Genomic DNA, 17,336 nt, shown 5'->3' on the forward strand with positions numbered 1-17,336 from the left:
AATTTGCTGTCATAACCTCAATTTTAATTCCTGAATCGCCTTTCCATGTCTACCTCAAACGTTGCCGGAATGGTAACCATTTACCATTCTGAGAGAACTGTCCTTGCAAACGTAAGATCGTATATCAATCAGGTCGGGAAACTCTATGTTGTTGATAATTCCGAATCGCCTGATCTGGAGTTAATCCATGAACTTCAGGCCATTTCACCTGCTATTGTTTGCCTACCCAGTCGAGGCAATGAAGGATTGGCAGTGGCTCTAAATCGGGCGGCTCAACAAGCAATTACTGAGGGGTTTAAGCATTTACTGACGATGGACGATGATTCTTCGTTACCAGCGGGAGCCGTTGAGCAATTATTGGCTACGATAAATTCAGCTGATAACATTGGTATGGTGGCCGGGGGTATCGTTGATCCCCATTCGAAGAAAGCCAAACGTCCCCCTAAACGTCCCGAGATTCGACAAGAATTAACGCTAATTACCGCAGGTAGTATTCTTAAACTAGAAGCCTATCAGAAAGCTGGGCCTTTTCAGGATGAACTCTTTATCGACTGGGTAGATCTAGAATACAGTTTCCGACTTTCCCGTCATGGATACATTCTATTGACTAATCCTCAAATCCGGGTTTTTCACCGCTTAGGTATTAAGAAAAAAACCTATCTATTAGGCTTTATCCCCTATCGCTGGCGTTCGCATAACCCCATCCGCTTGTATTATAAATTCAGAAACGGAACATACATTCTAAACCGCGATGCAGATATTATTCCTGAACGTTATAAGCGACGTTTTTATAAAGAACTACGCAGTAATATCTTTAAAATCATCCTGGCAGAATCAAATAAAAAACGCTTTTTCAGCTTAATCAAAAGAGCTCTTCGAGATGGGAAAGCCGGTAATTTAGGGAAGCTGACAGAGTAATTTTAGGGGTTTCTTCTTTACTATAATTCAAGTCTAAGTAATGTCCGTAATTGAACAGAATCTGTCCGATTACGGACATTTACATTTATACAAAACGCTAACAATCAATAACTTACCCAATAACCTTCCGTTTGGCATAACTTTCTAAAGCTCAGCAACGGCCACTTTCCCTGTTTTATCATGCTTCAGAATTACCTAAAAATCGCCTTGCGGAATTTGATTAAAAATCCGGTGTACAGCTTCATTAATATCATGGGTTTGGCCGTAGGCATGGCCGCCAGTATCATGATTATGCTGTGGGTACTGGATGAATTCAGTTATGATACCTTCCACCAAAAGAAAGACCAGGTATACCGGGTGATGCGGAATTTCAAAGAATCCGAAACCAAAACCTGGACTTCTTCTTCACAGGGCGGTTTATTAGGTGATTACCTCCGAAAAAATATTCCCGAAATCAAACGCGTCACCCTGACCGATTGGGAGAACCCTATTGCTCTGGCTTATCAGGATAAAGCTCTGAAAAAGACGGTGATGGGTGTAGAACCCGATTTTCTGGATATTTTTTCTTTCGAAGCAGTGAAAGGTTCCTTGAAAACGGCTTTTAAAGATCCTAAATCTATCATTCTTACTGAGTCAACAGCCAAAGCTTTGTTCGGCGATGAAGAACCCATTAATAAAATCGTTCGGTATTACGGCAAGTACGATTTAAAGGTATCGGCGGTTCTAAAAGATTACCCTAAACACTCCCGTTTTGCATTTGAAGCTCTGGTTCCGATGAAGTTTCTTGACAGCATCGGCTGGACTTTTTATGGCTGGAGTTCGAACAATTATCAGATTTACGTAGAACTAGACCCCAAAGCCAATTTAGCGGCAGTCAATGCCAAGATCAAGAACATTTACACCGCTCAGGAAAAGAAAGATAGTAATGGAGATATTTTCCTGTACCCTCTTACCAAATCACGTCTGTATGGTCGCTTTGAAAATGGCGTTCCCGTGGGTGGTCGTATCGAAAATGTCCAGTTATTCAGCATCATTGCCAGTTTTGTACTACTGATTGCCTGTATCAACTTCATGAATTTAAGTACGGCTCGCAGTGAAAAACGAGCCCGTGAAGTGGGCATTCGTAAGACTTCAGGAGCCATGCGAAGCGGCCTGATTAGTCAATTCCTCGGCGAATCTTTAATACTCGCTTTCTTAGGCCTTTTGGTAGCCATTGGTCTGGTGGAGTTAAGCTTACCCTGGTTTAATAATCTGGTAGAAAAGCAGTTGAACCTCGAACTAGCCCAACCCATTTACTGGGCCGCGGCCCTGGGTATCGTGATCATTACGGGTGTGTTAGCAGGAAGTTACCCTGCCTTTTACCTTTCCGCTTTCAATCCGGTAACCGTATTAAAAGGCACCATGCGGGTGGGACGCTCGGCTTCTATACCCCGGAAAGTGCTGGTAGTTCTTCAGTTTTCATTCTCCATTGCTCTGATTATTTCTACCCTACTGGTCTATCAGCAGGTTCAGTTTGCGAAAAACCAGCCGCTGGGTTATAACCAGGAAAACCTGATGTATTTCTCGATGGAGGGCGATGCTGCTAATCACTGGCAGACGCTTCGGAATGAAATCATGGCCACCGGAGTCGCTGAAAATGTCTATTGTACCAGCTCCGTTCCCGGTTCTTCGGGCGGTAGCAATGGTTGGGGTTTCAACTGGCGGGGTCGCCGCCCGGAACAAGCCAATCAGGTCTTTGAATTCATGCGGGTGAGTTACGACTTTTTAAAAACAACGGGCGTACAACTGGTGGCCGGTCGGGATTTCTCCCCGGCCTTTCCCGGAGATACTTCGCGAGCAGTCATCATCAACGAATCTGCCGTTAAAACGCTGGGATTCAAAAATCCAATTGGAGAAACCATTACTCGTGGTGATGCCGATAATCCTTACTATGAACGCTATACCGTCGTGGGAGTTGTGAAAAACTTCTCTTACGGTTCACCTTACGAGGTGACCGATCCGATGTTTATTAACCTGACCGTTCAGGGTGGCAATATGTCTACGATGGTGGTTCGCCTCAAAGGCAATCAGGCGGCCTCAGCGAGTCTTGAAAAAATCCAGCATATCTACCAGAAATATGGTCGTGATGTACCCTTTGATCATCATTTCATGGATACGGATTTTGAGCGACGTTTTCAGGCCGAACAACAGTTAGGAGCCCTTGCCTTTACCTTCGGCGGACTGGCCATTTTTATTTCCTGTCTGGGTCTTTTTGGACTAGCCTCTTTTATGGCCGAACAGCGTCGCAAAGAAATTGGCGTTCGTAAAGTACTGGGAGCCACCGTTACTAATCTCTGGGGCTTACTATCGAAAGACTTTGTTGTGCTGGTTGTTATTTCTTTTCTGATTGCCTCGCCGCTGGCTTATTACTACATGAATCAGTGGCTTCAGAAATACACCATTCGCATCGAAATTGGATGGGTTGTTTTTGCTGCCGCTGGCACCATTGCCCTGGGGGTAACCCTTATTACGGTAAGTTATCAGGCCATTCGTGCCGCACAGGCCGATCCGGTGCGGAGTCTCAAAAGCGAGTAGAACGTAACTATCTATAACATGCTCTTTAATTACCTCAAAATCGCCCTGCGAAATCTCCTTCGGAGTAAGGTATTTTCGATTATTAATATCGCTGGTCTGAGCATTGGTTTAGCCTGTTGCATGCTCATTATCCTTTACACGAAAGATGAGGTATCTTTCGATGCCTTTCAGGCAAAAAAAGACCAGCTTTATCGCGTTACCTGCACCATTCAGCAAACGGATGGAACGCGTAATAAACTCGGCATTGCGGCTATGGTGCAAGGGCCAGTCTTTAAGGCTAACATTCCTGAAGTCCAGGACTTTTCAAGAGTTCAGGAGCGTAACTTTATTGTACGATCAGGCAGTGAAACTTTTCATGAAAAAGCTTCCTGGGCAGATAAAAACTTCTTTACGCTCTTTTCTTTTCCCTTACTGCAAGGTAATCCCAAAACTGTTCTTTCTGATCTACATTCGCTGGTATTAACTGAAGAGATGGCCGAGAAATACTTCGGTACGACGCAGGCTTTAGGAAAGAAACTGGAGTTCGAAATCAACCATACATTTGAAACTTTTGTGGTTACGGGCGTAGCTAAAAATGCCCCACAAAACTCGACGATTCAGTTCAAAATGCTACTGCCTTTTCTCTATCAGGAAGTTCACGAGAAAGACGCGAGCTGGCTCTGGTTGTCGTATCCTACGTATATTTTATTGCATCCCTCGGCTAACCTTCAGGCGGTAGAAAAAAAGCTGAATCAGGCCTATCTGCGTTTTTCGCAAAAAGAACGCAACGAAGCCCGCAAACACGGTTTCAAAGATCACTTTCACTGGGGTTTGCAGCCGTTTATGGCCATGCATCTGGATACCGGAACGGAATATACGCCTCGGGCGGGTAACCCTATGTATTCCTACATTTTGCTGGGTATTGCAGCTTTCGTTCTCATCATTGCCTGCATTAATTTCGTGAATTTGACGGTAGCACAATCGCTGCGTCGCCGTAAGGAGATTGGCATCCGAAAAGTAGTGGGTGGCCAACGTTCTCAACTCATGCGGCAATTTTTAGGGGAATCATTTCTGCTGTGTTTTGTTGCCTTTGTTTTAGCCATTATTTTGGCCGAAGCCAGTTTGCCTTTCTTCAACGAATTAGCCAATAAACAGCTAAGCCTGAGTTACCTCTTTGACTATAAGCTAGTTCTCGGAATTATCGCTTTGTTTCTTATCACTGGTTTTGCCGCGGGCTTTTATCCAGCCCTGGTTTTATCCGGCTTCGATCCGCTCAAAACGCTGAATAATCGCTTCCGGTTTTCGGGTAAAAACTCCATGGCGAAGGGGTTGGTGGTGTTACAGTTTTCACTGGCTACTTTCCTTATCATCACTACCTTATTCATTTACTCCCAATTCGATTATCTAACGCACAAAGACCTCGGGTACAATGATAAAAACCTGTTGTCGCTTACCGTCGGCTGGAGTTCCCAAGAAGACAGCCCTACGTCCCTGCGGCAACAAACGTTCACGAATGAATTTCGTCACGCTCCCGGAGTCACGCACGTCGCCCCGATTATGGACGGCGATTGGTTAACGATTTCGAAAGCCAACGGGGTTGATCTGGATGTGGCTTATAAACACATTGACGAGCATTTTTTGTCAACCATGCAAATTCCTTTGGTGGAAGGAAGAAACTTTTCACCCGCCTACCCTGCCGATTCTACACAGTCGGTCATCGTGAACGAAGCTTTTGTAAAGAAAGCGGGCTGGAAAGGATCAGCCATTGGTCGAACCATAGATTTTCTGAATGGAAATGATACCAAACTTGCCATCGTTGGGGTGGTGAAAGATTACCACTATGGTTCGCTGAAAGAAAAAATTGGCCCCGTGTTATTCAGCCCCAATCCTAGTTTACCCTTTGGTAGATTCCTCATCCGCATTCAGCCGGATCAACTGCCCCAGGCATTGGCTTCTATTGAAAGGACCTATCGGAAACTAAATCCGTATCGACCGTTCCAATACGATTTCATGGAACAGCTGAATTACAAAAATTACAAAGAAGAGGCTCAATGGAAACAGATTATTACCCTCGGAGCGGTGCTAACCATTTTTATTTCCTGCATCGGTCTGTTTGGTCTGGCCAGTCTTTCCATGCAGCAACGAACCAAGGAAATTGGTATTCGGAAAGTGATGGGAGCTTCCGTTCTCCAGCTTTCTCAGTTACTGAGTCAAAACTTCCTGACGCTCGTGCTATTTGCCTTTGTCATTGCCATTCCGGCGGCCTGGTATGCTACCCATCTCTGGCTCGAAAACTTTGCATATCGAATCGAAATCAGTTGGCAGATCTTTGCAGTAGCGGCATTATTAACAACCCTTATTGCTTTAGTAACAATCAGTTTCAACACCATCCGGACGGCACTAGCTAACCCCGTTAACTCGCTCCGTTCTGAATAGGCACTTCAAACTCAATGCTTTGTTACTCCATGAAAAAACTTATTCTATTGGCAAGTTTACTGAGCTTTCCCGCTCTGGCTCAGCAACGTATTCATTCGTCCATTCACGATGACGGGAAGAAACTGAGTATTGATATTCAGGGAAAAGTAGACGGCAAAGCGGTTGAATTTCAGCACACGTATGAGGTCTCCAACCTCAGTAAAGCGGAGCGTGATCGGTTAGTGGCTGATGCGTACCGTTCTATTGGTCTGGACGCTCCTGAAGCTCCAGTACCTCCTACCCCTCCCTCCCCTCCGTCGTCACCCTCGGCTCCCCCGCCGACGCCACTATCACCGCCGAACAGTCCGAATTATAAGATTCCTACGAATGCCTCCCTCACCGTTGATGAAGATGACAAGCATATGACGGTTAAGGTAGAACGCATGGAAAATGGGAAACGAAAAACCGTTCAGAAATCCATGAACACGGAAGGCAAGAGCGAATCTGAAAAGCGTAAAATGGTGAATCAGGTTATTAAGGAGTTTGAACAATCTCACTAGTATATTACCTCTTTTTGACTTCCCGAAAGCTCTAAGTTTTCGGGATTTTTTTATACCGTTAAAGTAAAAACGAACGTAGCCCGTCTTCCAGATCAGAAACGAAACGCGAAGCCCAGGATCGACTTCGTTTATTGATCATTAGTAACGCCATTGAAGACGATGTCAAACGTACTTTTTTTAGGAATGCCTTCTCATGGGCATATCAACCCTACGCTGGGTTTGGTACATGAGTTAATCAAACACGGGGAGGAGGTGACTTACTTCGCCTCGGAAGAGTTCCGGGAGAAAATCGAAGCGACCGGAGCAACCTTCAAAAGCTACGCCGCCGATTTAAATATTTTTAAAGCCCAACCTTCTTCGGACGAGTCTCCCTTCTTGAGCATTTTCCGTTCTACTGAAACGGTCATCGACCCTATTTTATCTGAAAACCAGCGTATCCCCTTTGATTATATGATTCACTCCGCCGCCTTCCCCTTTACCCGCATTATCTCTCAGATTCTCCGAATTCCTGCTATTTCTTCGCTTGCCGTTTTTGCGGGATTGAATAAATTTTTCAAAAAGAAACAACAGGTTCTGCAAAGCAAACAGGAAGCATACGCAGAGGTAATGAAATCTATTCAGAAAAAATACGGCGTATCTTTACCCGACCAGCCACTTCAGTTATTGCTGAATAAAAGTGACCTTAACCTGATTTATACCTCTCGATATTTCATTGCACCGGAAGATTTAGCTCAGTGTGACGAGACCTACCGTTTCGTGGGACCGCCCGAGTATGATCGTAAAGAAGACTTGAACTTTCCCTTTGAACGCCTGCGTAACAAACTGGTGATTTACATCTCTCTGGGAACCGTCTTTGGCAGTTTCAACACAGATCTATACCCCATTTTCTTCCAGGCTTTTGCCCATACGGATGCCGTAGTAGTAATGGCTGCTCATCAGGTAGATCTCTCGGGATTCACGATTCCTGCAAATTTCATTATCCGGGATTACGTGCCACAGAATGCCCTTTTGAATTATACCGATGTGGCGATTACCCATGCCGGAATGAACAGCATTAGCGATTTGGTTTCGCACATGGTCCCTTTCGTGGCTATTCCGCTCGGGGCTGACCAGCCTTTATTAGCTCAGCGGGCCGCAGCATTAGGGGCGACCATCTCGCTAGAGGCTCAAACCTTAACTGCAGAGAGCTTACGGGCGGCAGTTAATCGGGTAAAAGACGATCCGTCTTACCTGGAAAATATGCAGAAAATCAATCAGTCGTTTAAAGAAGCAGGGGGTTACCCTAAAGCCGTTGAAGCGATTTTTGAACTGAAAGCAATGAAGGGGATTTCGGGTTAGCTTTCATGGAACAGATGCTTTGATTAGTAGGTTGGAACTACCCGAAATTTTAGAATTCCCGGGTAGTTCATCACCGTTGCAACGAAACTTAAACGGCCTGTTTCTTAGCAATTTCCTTCCGCACGACTGGAGCTACTTCAGTACCGAATAACTCAATGGCCCGCAGTACTTTGGTGTGGGGAATCATGTGTCCACCGACGAGTTGAGCCAGGTAACGCGTTTGCTGGAATAACTCGTAGAAGTACATGATTTTATCAATAATCTGCTGTGGGCTTCCTACCATCAGCGGACCGCTTTTCTGCATGAACTCCACGTAGTCCCGGCCAATGGGCGACCAGCCCCGTTCTCTCCCTACCCGATTCATGGTTAATTCATAAGGCGGGAAAAATTCGTCCATGGCCTTTTCGTAGGTGTCGGACGTATAGAAGTGAGAGTTAATCGCCAAGGGTAACTTCGATACGTCATGCCCGGCTTTCTCGGCTGACTGACGAAAAAGTTGGATAAAGGGAACAAACCGCTCGGGCGTTCCGCCAATGATTGCAACCGTCATCGGGATATTTAACGCTCCGGCCCGAGCCGCTGAAGCAGGCGTACCGCCCACAGCCAACCAGATGGGTAGTTTCTCCTGCAAGGGTCGTGGATAAACGCCACGATTATCAATCGAAGGTCGGAAATGGCCCTGCCAGTTTATCTTCTCGCTCTCATTTAGTTTCAAAAGCAGCTCCAGTTTTTCTGAAAACAGAGCGTCATAATCGCTAAGGTCATAACCAAAAAGCGGGAATGATTCGATGAACGAACCACGTCCGGCCATGATTTCCGCCCGACCGTTCGAGACCAAATCCAGCGAAGAAAAATTTTGAAACACCCGCACCGGATCAGCCGAACTGAGAACAGTAACCGCACTCGAAAGTTTAATATTTTTGGTAGTTGCCGCCGCTGCCGAAAGGATTATCTCAGGAGCCGAAACCACATAATCCGGGCGGTGATGCTCGCCCAAAGCGAAGACATCCAGTCCAACTTCATCAGCCAGTTTTATCTCTTCCAGGAGTTGCTGCACCCGCAGGTGAGCATTCTTCGCACCCCCAGATACATGATCCGGGTTTACTTCGCCAAAACTGGAAATTCCAAGTTCCATAGGTCTATGCATTTAGTAATATATGTCGATACATATAATTTTAATAGAGAATGAAAATCGGATAGAAATAATTCATTCTGGGTCAATAATTTAGCAGGTATGAGCATTTTATCTGAATAAACCACTTCTGCTTCGCCTTTTGATTGTACCCATTTCAAGGCTAATTTTAAAGGCATTACTAACTACACCTATCCTCCATGCATTCCACTACGAGTACCTCTTTCACTCATCCTTCTCCTGTAGAAGATCAATACACGATTAGCGTAGGAAAGTTTGTCTTCTTATGCTTTATCACTGCCGGCCTCTATCAGCTTTGGTGGTCCTACAAGGCCTGGCGTTTCTTCAAACAAAAAACAGGATCTAGCTATTAAACCCGCTTTAAGAGCTCTTTTTGGTCTGTTTTTTCTTTGGCCCTTATTCAGTAGAATTAAAGATTTTTCAAAAAAAGAAGGGTATCATCCCAGATTCAATCCTTTTCTATTATTTATTGGATCATTGTTTTTTGAACTATTTTCTGCTTTACCTGAGCCTTATTTTATTGTATCATTCCTGAGTGTTTTTTTCTTTATTCCACCTTTTGAAGCTTTGAATTACGCCAAACTTCAGTGCAATGAATTTGTAAATATTGAACAGGAATCTTTCAATACCCGGCAAATTGTTCTCATCGTTATAGGCTCTATTTTATGGTTTTTAGTAATTCTGGAGATGTTTATGTAATCACTACTAACCTATAACCATTTGAGTCCATTTCTTCAGGTAATGGACTTCTTTTTACCCAGACCTAATTTCATTATTTCTTACTTGTGGCAACTTACCTATTTAAGTAAATAACCATTCAATAACTAAATTTAATTTACAATTAATTGAATAGTCTAACTAATATTTAAAACCACGAAACTGGTACATAAGCAATATTGAAGTTAAACGTAGTTGTTCTTTCTGTCAATGAGTAGCTGATATATCTTTTTTTATCAAGTAAGAAGAATCCTATTGTATCAGAGTTAATCCATTTTGTGTTTTTAGCCAAAACATAAATAGAATCACAACAGCCTCCATTTAGTTTGCTAACTATCTTATCTATCACTGTTCCATTGGCTGTTTGAACTTCTAATTTCAATACAGACTCAGTGATATTTTTCTCTACCACAACAGTCAAATTTACCTTTCTGTCTCTGGACTTTTTAGGCGGGTATCGAATAATAAAATTATAGTTATCATTCAAGATTGATTGATAAGCATTCTGAAATGGCCTCTTATCCCAACCAAACTGATCAGACAAGAGTAGACAAGACCTGTGAACAGTATCAAGTACCATATCTAATTGCTCCTGCGTATTTCTATTAAAAAAATCTTGTCCATTTATTCTAATGCTCATCGAATGAATACTTCCAAAAGAGAATCCAACATCCGGTAAATCTTCTTCTACTGTAAGGCATATCCGACTCGTTTTAGGGGGTTTATACCCGTTCAATCTATAGTGATAAAGATCACATACAAAAACACTTATTTCCCTAAATCGGTCACGTAATGCTTCTTTTTCACGTTTTATTAATCCTTCGTAAATAGTTATATCTGTTAAAGGTGCTCCCATTAGCTGTATGTTACCTTTTGGTTTTGTTATAAATTATTTTGTTAGTAAAGGTAATAGCACCGATATATTCCTACTATTAAAATACAAGAAAAGTCTGCGGCTGTTCTCTATATTTGTCTGAATTCTGATGAACCCAGACAGTTGATAACCCTTACCATGACAGCTATTGTAATAACTCCCGTAACACTTGACGATCTAAGTAAACTTCAACAAATTGGAAAAGAAACGTTTTACGAAACGTTCGCAGAGACGAATACAGCAGAAGACATGCAGGATTACTTGGCTAAAAGTTTCAGTGATGAAAAAGTAACCAGTGAGTTAACCAATCCCGAATCTGCATTTTATTTTGCTCTTGAGGGAAATCGAGTAATTGGGTATTTAAAAATTAATTCTGGTCAGGCTCAGACAGAAATCAAAGATTTAAACTCGCTCGAAATTGAACGGATTTACGTCTTACAGGAATTTCAGGGCAGGAAAGTAGGTCAGCTTTTATACAACAAAGCTCTTTCTGTTGCTCGCGAACGTAACTTCGAATACCTCTGGCTGGGGGTTTGGGAGAAGAATGAAAAGGCCATTCACTTTTATAAGAAAAATGGCTTCGAAACCTTTGATCAACACGTCTTCGTTCTCGGAACCGACGAGCAGGTTGATCTGATGATGCGATTGAAGCTTTGATCTTTCTGTTTGGGAGCATTTCTACGTACTTCATAACACTTTAACTGCTCGCCCTTAATTAAATCACCGCTTCAGATAGGGACGCGATGAATCGCGGCTGGGTAAGAGGCGATTTTTACCTTTACGTCGTGGTTGGAGTCTCACCAATCACCGTTTGCATAAAATGGCTGGTGAGACGCCAGCCAGGGCGGGAAAATAGTATCTAAATACCTTTATTATTGAAATACTTTGAATCTCTTAATTTCATTAATAAGGAAAAGGACGATCTGAAAAAACTGTTTTAACTACTTTATTTTTAAAAATGACTATTTTCAATTGATAGGGGTCATATTTGAATGAACATCTCATATCAATACTAATAGACCCATCCTTATTCTTAATGTCTTTTCCATGTAAGTCATCGCATAGCTTACTACCTATTTCCTTCTTGGCTACTTCAAACCAATCTATAGTTAAACTAACAGATTTTCTAAAACCTGTATAACAAGCCACTTTTCCCAAAGGATGATTTAATATAAAATCAGGTGGATAATCTTTAATCTCACTATGCAAAACTAATCCGGTTAAGTATATCCAGGTGGAATCTCCTGAAGTCTGAATGCTTAACGCAGGTACAGCATATTGCTCCTGATTGATATAGCGAATGTATTCTGAAACGATTTCATCTGCATTATTCATGGATTCCCACCACTTTATCTTCTTATTTTGAGCAGCAAGAGAAGTAGAAATCAAAGTAATCAGAATGACTAAAAAAAAGTTTTTCATATTAATAAAGTGAGTAATTACAATTTACGCCGTGTTTGGTGTCTCACCAAACACCGTTTGCATAAGATGGCTGATAAGACACCAGCCACGACAGAGATAACAAAATCGCCTCTACCCAGACGCGATCAATCGCGTCTCTACCAAAAGAAAGAATAGGCATTGATTAGTAGTATAAAAGGCTAGCCCTCGTTTGAAGCTCCTATGCCGTGGTTGGTGTCTCACCAAACACCGTTTGCGTACAAATGGCTGGTGAGACACCAGCCATGGCAGGGATAACAAAATCGCCTCTACCAGACGAGATCAATCGCGTCTCTACGGACTCTGTCCGAAAGCGAACGAAACACTGTTCGTTTTCGGACAATTTGTTTCCTTACCTTAACTGATAATCAACAACTTACACATTACCCCTTTACAACGGCATAACTTTGGAATTAGCTTTTGTAACAGATCGCTTCACTTATGCTACGTAACTACTTCCTCGTTGCTTACCGCACCTTATTGCGTTATAAAGGATATACCCTGCTCAATGTCATTGGTCTTACGTTGGGACTTACCTGCGGTATTCTGATCTTTCAGACCCTTAAATTCCAGACCAGTTTTGATGCATATCACGCCCAAAAAGACCGCATTTACCGAGTAATGACTGAATTTCACGGCGATCAAGTCTTTCATACACCCGGCGTGCCCATGCCTATGAGCAAAGCCCTGCGGGCTGACTTTTCTTTCCTGGAAAAGGTAGCCCTGATTTACGACCGACACAGCCAGCTCGTAACCATCCCTCAATCGAAAGGGCTTCCGCAGAAAAAGTTCAGTGAAGAAAGCACCGTTGCTTACGTTGAACCCGACCTTTTTGACATTCTTGATTATCAGTGGGTAACGGGCAATCCGAAACTATCGCTTACCCAACCCAATAATGTGGTATTGACCCGCAAAATGGCGGAGAAATTCTTTGGTTCTGAAGATCCTATCGGCAAACGACTCCGAATTAATAATGAGCTGGATGTAAAAGTCACAGGAATACTGGCCGACTTACCCGAAAACACGAGGGTTCGGCAGGAAATCCTTATTTCATGGTCTACGCTTAAAAATTACCAAAACGGTCCGGGGAAAAACCTTGAGGATTGGGGCAGCATCAATTCCAGCACCCATTGTTTCATTCTGCTGAGAGAAGGAACGAAGCAATCAACCGTTGAGCAGGCCCTGAAGGGATTTCTGAAGAAATATAAGCCTGATGATTATAAAGAGATGGCTCACCCTATTCTTTCTCTGCGTGAGGTTAGCTTTAATACCGATTATGATGCTGAAATTGGTTATTCTCAACTCTATGCTCTGGGAGTGATTGGCTTATTCCTCGTGGTCACAGCCTGTATTAATTTCATCAACCTGGCCACGGCACAGGCCCTGAAACGGTCCAAAGAAGTAGGCGTAAGAAAGGTCATTGGTGGAACGAAACCACAGCTTTTCTGGCAGTTTATCTCTGAAACAGGCCTGATTACGCTCATTTCCATTCTCCTGGCCGTCCTGCTGGTCGAGCTGATTATGCCAACAGTCAACCACTGGGTTCATGAGTCAACGGGGCTCAACCTGTTTGGTAGTCTGAGTCTCTTTACCGATGCCCCCATGCTGCTGTTTCTGGCTTTTCTTCTGGTAACGGTTACTCTGTTGTCGGGCTCTTACCCGGGAATCGTGCTGGCTGGTTTTCAGCCCGTAGCAGCCCTGAAAGGGAAAATAAACACCCAGCAAGTGGGTGGATTATCCGTTCGGCGTAGTCTGGTTATTGTACAGTTCGTACTCACGCAGCTACTCATCATTGGAGCTATCGTGGTTACCCAGCAAATGGATTTTTTCCGGGGAAAAGACATTGGTTATAACCCCTCAGCTATCGTTCTGATTGATATTCCTTTACCAGAAAAAGCAACCGAAGCATTTCGGACCCAATTACAGCGGGTTCCCGGAGTCAGCCAGGTTACCTTTCAGTCGCATGCCCCCAGTAGTCAGTCGAACAATGAAACCAGCCACCGTTTCGATACCCGTCAGGAAAATGAAAAATGGTCCGTTAATACCAAACTCGCCGATCCCCATTACCTTGAAACGTACGGCCTGAAGCTGGTAGCCGGTAAAAATCTGCCCGAAAGCGACAGTACTCGCGGTTACCTGGTCAATGAAACCTATGTCAAACGGTTGGGTAAAAACATCAAGCCTGCCGATGTTATTGGCAGAAACTTAAAGCTCTGGAATATCAGTGCTCCCATTTATGGCGTGATTAAAGACTGGAATAATCTTTCTTTACACAGTCAGATTCAGCCCATAGCTATTTTCTCTGATCACAAACGCTATTACAGTGCTGGCTTGAAAGTTAACACGGCCCATTTGCCTCAAACCCTGGCTGGCATTGAGCAGGTCTGGAACGAAACCTTCCCGGATTTCCTCTATTCTCAATACTTTCTGGACGAACGAATCGCTAAGTTTTATCAAACGGAAAATCTTATTCTGCAATTCGTTCGTGTCTTTTCTTGCATTGCCATCATTATTGGTTGCCTGGGACTGTACGGACTCGTCAGCTTCATGGCTGCCCAGAAAACCAAAGAAATTGGGGTTCGAAAAGTACTTGGAGCCAGCGTGAGTCAGATTCTGGGGCTTTTCGGGATGGAATTTGGCAAGCTGGTCTTAATTGCCTTCGTCGTAGCCGCTCCGTTAAGCTGGTGGGTCATGACCAAATGGCTGGAAGATTACAGTTACCGCATCAGCATCGGCTGGACGGTCTTTGTACTTGCTATCGTTATTACAGCCTTCATCGCCATTCTCACGGTTGGTTACCAATCTTTCCGGGCAGCTACGGCTAACCCAGCCAAGAGTCTGAAAAGTGAGTAGTTTTTAGTTGCTGATTGTTAGAGTCTTCTAACAATCAGCAATCCATTAACCGCAGCAGTAGTCACTAAGCACCCCAAACGCCATGCTTAAAAGTTATTTCACCATTGCTTTTCGAAATCTCTGGAAAAACCGGACCTCCTCTTTCATCAACATCTTCGGACTCATGATTGGTTTAAGCGGCTGTCTTCTGATTGGTCTTTACATTCAGAACGAAGTGAGCTTTGACCGTTTTCAGCCCAAGGGCGATCGGATTGCACGGGTTATTATGGAGTATAGCTTTGGCAGCAACGACAAGGCTCAGAAGGGTAATTTTACCAGTACAAAAGTCGCTCCCGTTTTTCAGCGAACCTTTCCAGAAGTAGAGTCTGCGGTTCGGCTCTCGGGTTCTACGGCCACTCTAAGGTTAAACAATACCTTGGTTTCAGAACAGAAATTTGTCTACGCTGACTCCAGCTTTTTCAAAGTGTTTCAGGCGGACTTTATTCACGGAAGTTCAGCCCATGCCCTGGATGGCCCCTTCAAGGTGGTACTTACGGAATCTGCGTCCAAAAAATACTTTGGCTCGGCCAATCCGGTTGGGAAATTGCTGTTAACCGCCGCTGATACCATATCCTATCAGGTAACCGGGGTTATTAAAGATTACCCTGCCAACTCCCAGTTGAAGTTCGATTTTCTGGCCTCATTCTCTTCATTGGGAGCCAATCAGGAAACTTCGTATTTCAACGCTAACTACACTACGTACCTGTTACTGAGAAAACCAGAAGACCTGGCTTTCCTTCAGGCCAAGATTTCGCCTTTCATGAAAAAAGAAATGGCAGGCTCTGGAGCGACCATTGATTATTACCTGGAACGGTTTTCAGAGATCCATTTGCATTCTCCCTATGGTGGCCTGGTGGCGAATACCCCAGTAACCTATCTGTATATTCTGGCTGCTATCGCAGGATTGATTCTGATGATTGTTTGCTTTACGTATATTAATCTAAGTACAGCACGCTCCGTCGAAAGGGCTAAAGAAGTAGGCATTCGAAAAGTAATTGGAGCGGATAATTCACAACTCTTCTGGCAGTTTATCGGGGAATCTTTTATTGTTTGCGTGGTTGCTGTATTACTTAGCCTTGACGTAGTGGTGCTTTTGCTTCCCTATTTCAATGAAGTAGCGGCCACTTCCCTGCACTACAGTGCCCTTTTCACCGCTCCCTTTATAGCCTTTACGTTAGGCATTACCATTGCCATTAGTTTGTTGGCAGGAACTTATCCAGCCCTGATTATTTCCGGTTTTCAGCCCATTAAAGTACTCAAAGGAGCATTCAAACACACCAGTTCCGGGAAGCGGGTACAGCAGTCACTCATCGTTTTCCAGTTTACTATTTCTATTTTTCTGATTGCGGCAACGTTAATTATTCAAAACCAGCTTCATTACATTCAAAATAAGAATCTGGGCTTTGATCGTCACCAGTTGGTGCAACTCTTTCTTAATAGAGAAGCTCAGCATAAGATCCTTACGATCAAGGATGAACTAAAAAAGAATCCTGATATTTTATATGCGTCCCGCAGTGCAAACAACCCGGCTAATATTGTCAGTGGGTATAGTATGCGGTCGGCAGATATGCCTGAATCCAATCAGATTTCAGTCAATGCCAACCCTATTGATGAAGATTATTTAAAAACCATTGGCGTTCAGTTGATTGCGGGTCAGGATTTAACTCAACAGGATATTACGAATACCGACCTTCCCGATGCCAATCAGTCTGTTTATCAGTTTATTCTGAATGAAAGTGCCGCCCGCCAGCTCGGATGGACACCTAAGGAAGCGATTGGCAAACGCATGTTTCTGGACGCTTCCCGGCCAGGTTATGTCAAAGCCGTCATCAAAGACTTTCACTTTGCCAGTTTACACGAAAAGATTAAACCCCTGGTTCTTTTCCCGGAAAAACAGGGGCATCGTTTGTTCATTAAACTTAGTGGTCACAACGTGCCTCAAACGCTGGCTTTTCTGGAAGCTACCTGGAAAAAACTGGTTCCTTCCCAGCCCTTTGAATATACGTTTCTGGATGATACCTACAAGCTCCTCTACGACTCTGAAATTCGGCTGGGTAGACTCATGAATATTTTCACTACACTATCCATCATTCTGGCCTGTCTGGGTTTATTCGGATTGACTTCCTACGTAGTACAACAGCGAATTAAAGAAATTGGTATTCGAAAAGTGCTGGGGGCTTCCGTCGGTAACATTTTTCTTTTGCTCTCCAAAGGGTTCGTTCAACTGGTGCTGGTTGCGGCCCTGATTGCCTTCCCACTGGCCTGGTTTGCCATGAGTAAGTGGCTGGAAGAATACGCCTACCGCGTTTCATTATCCTGGTGGGTTTTTGCTCTGGCAGGTCTGTCTACGTTAGTGGTAACATTGCTGACGGTTAGTTATCAGGCCGTAAAAGCGGCCTTAATGAATCCGATCAGAAGTTTGAAATCAGAGTAGGAAGATGAGTTGTTAGTTGAAGTCGTTACAAAAACTAACAAC

Annotated in this window: 12 protein-coding genes; 9 read left to right on the forward strand and 3 right to left on the reverse strand. The window is 43.7% G+C overall.

The window, feature by feature from the left end; translation table 11 throughout:
• The first annotated feature begins 45 nt into the window (after positions 1-45).
• The 5 genes from QE357_RS15290 to QE357_RS15310 all read left to right on the forward strand — a co-directional run bounded on the left by QE357_RS15290 (position 46) and on the right by QE357_RS15310 (position 7,784).
• On the forward strand, positions 46-918 hold the full coding sequence (locus QE357_RS15290; RefSeq protein ID WP_309709142.1) for a glycosyltransferase: 873 nt from the start codon (positions 46-48) through the stop codon (positions 916-918).
• A gap of 180 nt (positions 919-1,098) precedes the next feature.
• Positions 1,099-3,492 carry an ABC transporter permease gene (locus QE357_RS15295; protein ID WP_309709145.1) on the forward strand — a complete coding sequence of 798 codons (2,394 nt, stop codon included), beginning with the start codon at positions 1,099-1,101 and terminating at the stop codon, positions 3,490-3,492.
• A gap of 18 nt (positions 3,493-3,510) precedes the next feature.
• Positions 3,511-5,907, forward strand: a complete 2,397-nt coding sequence (locus QE357_RS15300; protein ID WP_309709149.1) for an ABC transporter permease — start codon at positions 3,511-3,513, stop codon at positions 5,905-5,907.
• Between the two features lie 29 nt (positions 5,908-5,936).
• The gene (locus QE357_RS15305; protein WP_309709152.1) at positions 5,937-6,446 is read left to right on the forward strand and encodes a hypothetical protein; all 510 of its coding nucleotides are present in this window, start codon (positions 5,937-5,939) and stop codon (positions 6,444-6,446) included.
• Positions 6,447-6,605: 159 nt separating this feature from the next.
• On the forward strand, positions 6,606-7,784 hold the full coding sequence (locus QE357_RS15310; RefSeq protein ID WP_309709154.1) for a macrolide family glycosyltransferase: 1,179 nt from the start codon (positions 6,606-6,608) through the stop codon (positions 7,782-7,784).
• An 88-nt stretch (positions 7,785-7,872) separates the two neighbouring features.
• Here QE357_RS15310 and QE357_RS15315 read toward each other — a convergent pair whose 3' ends face one another.
• Positions 7,873-8,919, reverse strand: coding sequence for an Atu2307/SP_0267 family LLM class monooxygenase (locus QE357_RS15315; RefSeq protein WP_309709158.1), 1,047 nt, complete (start codon positions 8,917-8,919; stop codon positions 7,873-7,875).
• 273 nt (positions 8,920-9,192) lie between these two features.
• On the opposite strand from QE357_RS15315, the gene QE357_RS15320 reads away from it, so the two are divergent.
• Positions 9,193-9,636, forward strand: coding sequence for a hypothetical protein (locus tag QE357_RS15320; RefSeq protein ID WP_309709161.1), 444 nt, complete (start codon positions 9,193-9,195; stop codon positions 9,634-9,636).
• Positions 9,637-9,802: 166 nt separating this feature from the next.
• Here the strand turns inward: QE357_RS15320 and QE357_RS15325 are convergent, their stop codons facing one another.
• Entirely contained in the window at positions 9,803-10,510 is a 708-nt protein-coding gene (locus QE357_RS15325; protein WP_309709164.1) for a hypothetical protein, read from the reverse strand.
• A gap of 156 nt (positions 10,511-10,666) precedes the next feature.
• On the opposite strand from QE357_RS15325, the gene QE357_RS15330 reads away from it, so the two are divergent.
• Positions 10,667-11,185: a GNAT family N-acetyltransferase gene (locus QE357_RS15330; RefSeq protein WP_309709167.1), complete on the forward strand. Its 519-nt coding sequence runs from the start codon at positions 10,667-10,669 to the stop codon at positions 11,183-11,185.
• Positions 11,186-11,431: 246 nt separating this feature from the next.
• On the opposite strand, the gene QE357_RS15335 is transcribed toward QE357_RS15330, so the two are convergent.
• A complete protein-coding gene (locus tag QE357_RS15335) occupies positions 11,432-11,950 on the reverse strand; it encodes a hypothetical protein (protein ID WP_309709170.1) in 519 nt (172 codons plus the stop codon).
• A gap of 459 nt (positions 11,951-12,409) precedes the next feature.
• Here QE357_RS15335 and QE357_RS15340 point away from each other — a divergent pair, with 459 nt between their 5' ends.
• Together QE357_RS15340 and QE357_RS15345 are read left to right on the forward strand one after the other, a co-directional pair.
• Complete coding sequence (locus QE357_RS15340) at positions 12,410-14,821, forward strand: ABC transporter permease (protein ID WP_309709172.1); 2,412 nt, start codon at positions 12,410-12,412, stop codon at positions 14,819-14,821.
• Between the two features lie 82 nt (positions 14,822-14,903).
• Complete coding sequence (locus QE357_RS15345; RefSeq protein WP_309709175.1) at positions 14,904-17,294, forward strand: ABC transporter permease; 2,391 nt, start codon at positions 14,904-14,906, stop codon at positions 17,292-17,294.
• Positions 17,295-17,336: the final 42 nt, after the last annotated feature.

Origin of the sequence: Siphonobacter sp. SORGH_AS_0500 (genome assembly GCF_031453245.1) — a bacterium.
In the GTDB taxonomy this organism is placed as follows: Bacteria; Bacteroidota; Bacteroidia; order Cytophagales; family Spirosomataceae; genus Siphonobacter.

What these genes read in the sequence shown, in the direction of transcription:
- QE357_RS15295 (WP_309709145.1), top strand. Translation starts at nt 1,099, where the DNA reads ATGCTTCAGAATTACCTAAAAATCGCCTTGCGGAATTTGATTAAAAAT.
- QE357_RS15300 (WP_309709149.1), top strand. Translation starts at nt 3,511, where the DNA reads ATGCTCTTTAATTACCTCAAAATCGCCCTGCGAAATCTCCTTCGGAGT.
- QE357_RS15305 (WP_309709152.1), top strand. Translation starts at nt 5,937, where the DNA reads ATGAAAAAACTTATTCTATTGGCAAGTTTACTGAGCTTTCCCGCTCTG.
- QE357_RS15330 (WP_309709167.1), top strand. Translation starts at nt 10,667, where the DNA reads ATGACAGCTATTGTAATAACTCCCGTAACACTTGACGATCTAAGTAAA.
- QE357_RS15340 (WP_309709172.1), top strand. Translation starts at nt 12,410, where the DNA reads ATGCTACGTAACTACTTCCTCGTTGCTTACCGCACCTTATTGCGTTAT.
- QE357_RS15325 (WP_309709164.1), bottom strand. Translation starts at nt 10,510, where the DNA reads ATGGGAGCACCTTTAACAGATATAACTATTTACGAAGGATTAATAAAA.
- QE357_RS15290 (WP_309709142.1), top strand. Translation starts at nt 46, where the DNA reads ATGTCTACCTCAAACGTTGCCGGAATGGTAACCATTTACCATTCTGAG.
- QE357_RS15345 (WP_309709175.1), top strand. Translation starts at nt 14,904, where the DNA reads ATGCTTAAAAGTTATTTCACCATTGCTTTTCGAAATCTCTGGAAAAAC.
- QE357_RS15310 (WP_309709154.1), top strand. Translation starts at nt 6,606, where the DNA reads ATGTCAAACGTACTTTTTTTAGGAATGCCTTCTCATGGGCATATCAAC.
- QE357_RS15315 (WP_309709158.1), bottom strand. Translation starts at nt 8,919, where the DNA reads ATGGAACTTGGAATTTCCAGTTTTGGCGAAGTAAACCCGGATCATGTA.
- QE357_RS15335 (WP_309709170.1), bottom strand. Translation starts at nt 11,950, where the DNA reads ATGAAAAACTTTTTTTTAGTCATTCTGATTACTTTGATTTCTACTTCT.